Source organism: Skermanella sp. (assembly GCF_059503625.1).
The window spans coordinates 1-3,607 of the sequence record NZ_JCACHA010000165.1 but is presented as its reverse complement, the minus strand read 5'-3'; the positions used below and the strand labels follow the sequence as shown (position 1 = coordinate 3,607).

At 65.7% G+C, this 3,607-nt stretch carries 4 protein-coding genes and 1 pseudogene; all 5 read right to left on the bottom strand.

The features are described 5' to 3' along the window. A partial coding sequence (locus AC5JJ6_RS04450; protein ID WP_496040887.1) for a metallophosphoesterase occupies positions 1-332 on the bottom strand: 332 nt, incomplete at its 3' end. Between the two features lie 91 nt (positions 333-423). Then, complete coding sequence (locus tag AC5JJ6_RS04445; protein WP_496040886.1) at positions 424-1,434, bottom strand: ABC transporter substrate-binding protein; 1,011 nt, start codon at positions 1,432-1,434, stop codon at positions 424-426. 35 nt (positions 1,435-1,469) lie between these two features. After that, positions 1,470-2,387, bottom strand: a complete 918-nt coding sequence (locus AC5JJ6_RS04440) for an ABC transporter permease (protein ID WP_496040885.1) — start codon at positions 2,385-2,387, stop codon at positions 1,470-1,472. Beyond that, a complete protein-coding gene (locus AC5JJ6_RS04435; RefSeq protein WP_496040884.1) occupies positions 2,384-3,307 on the bottom strand; it encodes an ABC transporter permease in 924 nt (307 codons plus the stop codon). Before AC5JJ6_RS04435 ends, AC5JJ6_RS04440 begins: the two co-directional genes overlap by 4 nt. Further along, a pseudogene (locus AC5JJ6_RS04430) lies at positions 3,300-3,607 on the bottom strand (ABC transporter ATP-binding protein); the annotation flags it as partial. The gene AC5JJ6_RS04435 and the pseudogene AC5JJ6_RS04430, both read right to left, overlap by 8 nt.

Here is a 3,607-nt window from a genome sequence, read left to right as displayed (position 1 = left end):
AGCCCCAGGACGGCGATCTCGGCATCCAGATGCAGCGGCCGCATGTCCCGCTCGATATAGCGCTGGTACCGGGCAAAGGGCGCCGCGAAGCGGGCAAGCATGTTGACGCCGGGAATGTCATGGTTGCCCGGCACGACCAGATAGGGCGCCTCGAACCGGTCGAGGAACGCACGGGCCGCGCGGAACTGGTGGCGGTGGCCACGCTGGGTCAGGTCGCCGCTGACGACGATAAGATCGGGGCCGAGGCTGCGCAGATCTGCCAGAAGCGCCTCCACGACCGCCTCGTCTATCCGGCCGAAATGCAGGTCGGAGATATGGGCGAGTTTTCTCATTGGGCAGGCTGCTTCCAGAACAGGCAATCGGAGGAACACTCCGCCGAAAACGGTTCCGGAAGCGCCGCTGTTCCCTTTTTGGCCGAAACGGTCAGAGGCCCGCCTTCTCCCAGACCTCATGGGTCCAGGCTCCTTCCGGCTTCTTGCTGATGACCGGATCGGACTTGCCGTTGATCAGGACGCCGACGGTGCGCTCATAGGCCGCCGGATCGAGATAGCCGGGCTTCGACCCGCCATCGAACAGCTTGGCGATCTCGCTGATCATCTGCTTCTGGTGCTTTTCGGTCTGGGCGCCCGACGCATCGTTGTCCAGCACGATGCCGACCGCCTCGTCCTGGTTCTTGACGGCATAGTCCCAGCCCTTCATCGACGCCTTGACGAAGCGGGCGAGCTTGTCGACCATCTTCGGGTCCTTCAGCTTGGCATCCAGGGTATAAAGCCCGTCCTCCAGCGTCGCCACACCCTGGTCCTCGTATTTGAAGACGACCAGCTCCGACTCGGGGATACCGGCGTCGATCACCTGCCAGTATTCGTTATAGGTCATGGTCGAGATGCAGGCGGCCTGTTTCTGAAGCAGCGGATCGACGTTGAAGCCCTGCTTCAGGACCTTGATGTCCGGATTGCCGCCGCTGGTGCTGTAGCCCAGCTTGTCCATCCAGGACAGGAACGGGTATTCGTTGCCCGAGAACCAGACACCCAGCGTCTTGCCCTTGAAGTCCGCCGGCTTGGCGACGCCGCTGTCCTTGCGGCATGTCAGCATCATGCCCGACTTGTTGAAGGTCTGGGCGATGTTGACCAGCGGGACGCCCTTCTCGCGGGTCGCCAGCGCCGACGGCATCCAGTCGACCACGACATCGGTGCCGCCGCCGGCGATCACCTGCGACGGGTTGATGTCCGGCCCGCCCGGCTTGATCGTCACGTCCAGTCCCGCTTCCTCGTAGAAGCCCTTGGCGGCGGCCACGTAGTACCCGGCGAACTGCGCCTGGGTCACCCATTTCAGTTGCAGCGTCAGGGCATCCGCCGCCGCCGCACCCGTTACCGAACCACCCATCACCATCGCCGCCGCCGCAGTGGCGATCCCGGCCAGAGCCAATTTCCGCATCACCCAGTACTCCCAGCCTCAGGTCGTTTTTGACGTCATTTGCGAAACGAAGGATGCCAGAACGTGGCTCCCCGCTCGATCACCGAGATGATTCCGTAAAAGGCCGAGCCCACGACCGCCGCCACGGCGATGGTCGCCCACACGATATCGACATTCATCCGCGCGACCTCGGTCGAGATGCGGAAGCCCATGCCGACGATCGGCGTCCCGAAGAACTCCGCCACGATGGCGCCGATCAGCGCCAGGGTGGAGTTCAGCTTAAGCGCGTTGAAGACGAACGGCAGGGCGGCGGGAAGCCGCAGCTTCATCAGCGTCTGCCCATAGCCCGCCGCGTAGGACCGCATGAGGTCCAACTCCATCGCCCCCGCCGCCCGCAGTCCGGCCAGCGTATTGACCAGCATGGGGAAGAAGGTCATCACCACGATCACCGCCGCCTTCGACTGCCAGTCGAAACCGAACCACATGACCATGATCGGAGCGATGCCGACGATCGGCATGGCGCTGATCAGGCTGCCCAGCGGCAGCAAACCGCGCTGAAGGAAGGGCGAGCGGTCGATGGCGACCGCCGTCAGGAAGCCAGCGCCGCAACCCAGGATATAGCCAGGAATGACCGACCGGATGACGGTCTGCTGGAAATCCGCGAGCAGCGTCGGGATATTGCCGGCGAAGGCGTGCCCGATCATGCTCGGCGGCGGCAGCAGGATGCGCGGCACGCCGAAGCCGACCGTCACCATCTCCCACAGCCACAGCAGCAGCACGCCGAACAGCAGCGGCACGGCCAGCCGCGCCGCCCAGCCGTCATGGGGGGCAAGCCCGCCCATCGTCCAGACGCAGGCCGCGACCGCGAGCACGCCGACCGCCAGGGCCGCAACCGGACTCACCGTCAGCAGGCCCAGCGCCGCAAGCCCCAGGACCAGCGTGAGGACCAGCGTCAGCACGACACGGACGATCACAGCCGCCCTCCCCGCAGGCGCGTCAGTCCGCGCTCCGCCAGCCCGACCGCTCCGACCGCCGCCACGGCCAGGAAGGCCGACATGAACAGCGCCGCCCAGATCTGGATCGTCTGCCCGTAATAGGACCCCGCCAGCAGCCGCGCGCCCAAGCCCGCCTGCGCACCGGTCGGCAGTTCCGCAACGATGGCGCCGACAAGGGACAGCGCGATAGCGACCTTCAGGCTAGGGAACAGGAAGGACATGCTCGACGGCCAGCGCAGCTTGGCGAAGGTCTGTGCGTCGGTCGCACTATAGGTCCGCATCAGGTCCAGTTGCAGCGGATCGGGCGAGCGCAGCCCCTTCACCATGCCGATGGCTATGGGAAAGAAGCTGAGATAGCCGGAAATGATCGCCTTCGGCAGCAATCCGGTGAACCCGAGATTGCCGAGCACGACGACGATCATCGGTGCTATCGCCAGGATCGGGATCGTCTGCGACGCGATGATCCACGGCATCAGCGAGCGGTCCAGCACCGTCACATGGACGATCCCGATCGCCAGCAGAACACCCAGGGCAAGCCCAAGGGCGAAGCCCGCGACCGTCGCCGACAGGGTCACCTGCGCATGGTAGACGAGGCTCCGCTTCGACGTGACCGGCCGCCCGAAGACGGAATCATAAAGCTCGACCGCGACCTGATGGGGGGCCGGCAGGACGGGCCGCTCCATCGCCCAGGTGCCTGCGACCAGTTCGGACACGCCCCAGTCCGTCCCGCCCCGGTTCAACCGCTCGGTAACCTGCGGCGCGTTCAACCAGACCGCCGCGACGTACCAGACCGCCAGCAGCACCGCCAGGACGGTCAGCACCGGCAGGACCGCACCGTCCCGAGCAAGCCTCTTCCGGGCCGCCGGAGCCGCTAACCCGCCCAGCACCGCGTCAGTCATAGCTGTGACCCGCCCGCAGGGCCACGCGAACCCGGTGCGCGATCTCCAGGAATTCCGGCGTCTCGCGGGCGTCCAGGTCTCGGTCGGTCGGCAGGTCGCTGTCGATCACCTCCAGGATGCGGCCCGGACGCGGCGACATCACGACGATCTTCGACGACAGGAAGACCGCTTCCGGGATCGAATGGGTGACGAAGATCACAGTGATCCCGGTCTTCTCCCATAGCCGCAGCAGATGGACGTTCAGATTGTCGCGGGTGATCTCGTCCAGCGCGCCGAACGGCTCGTCCATCAGCAGCAGCG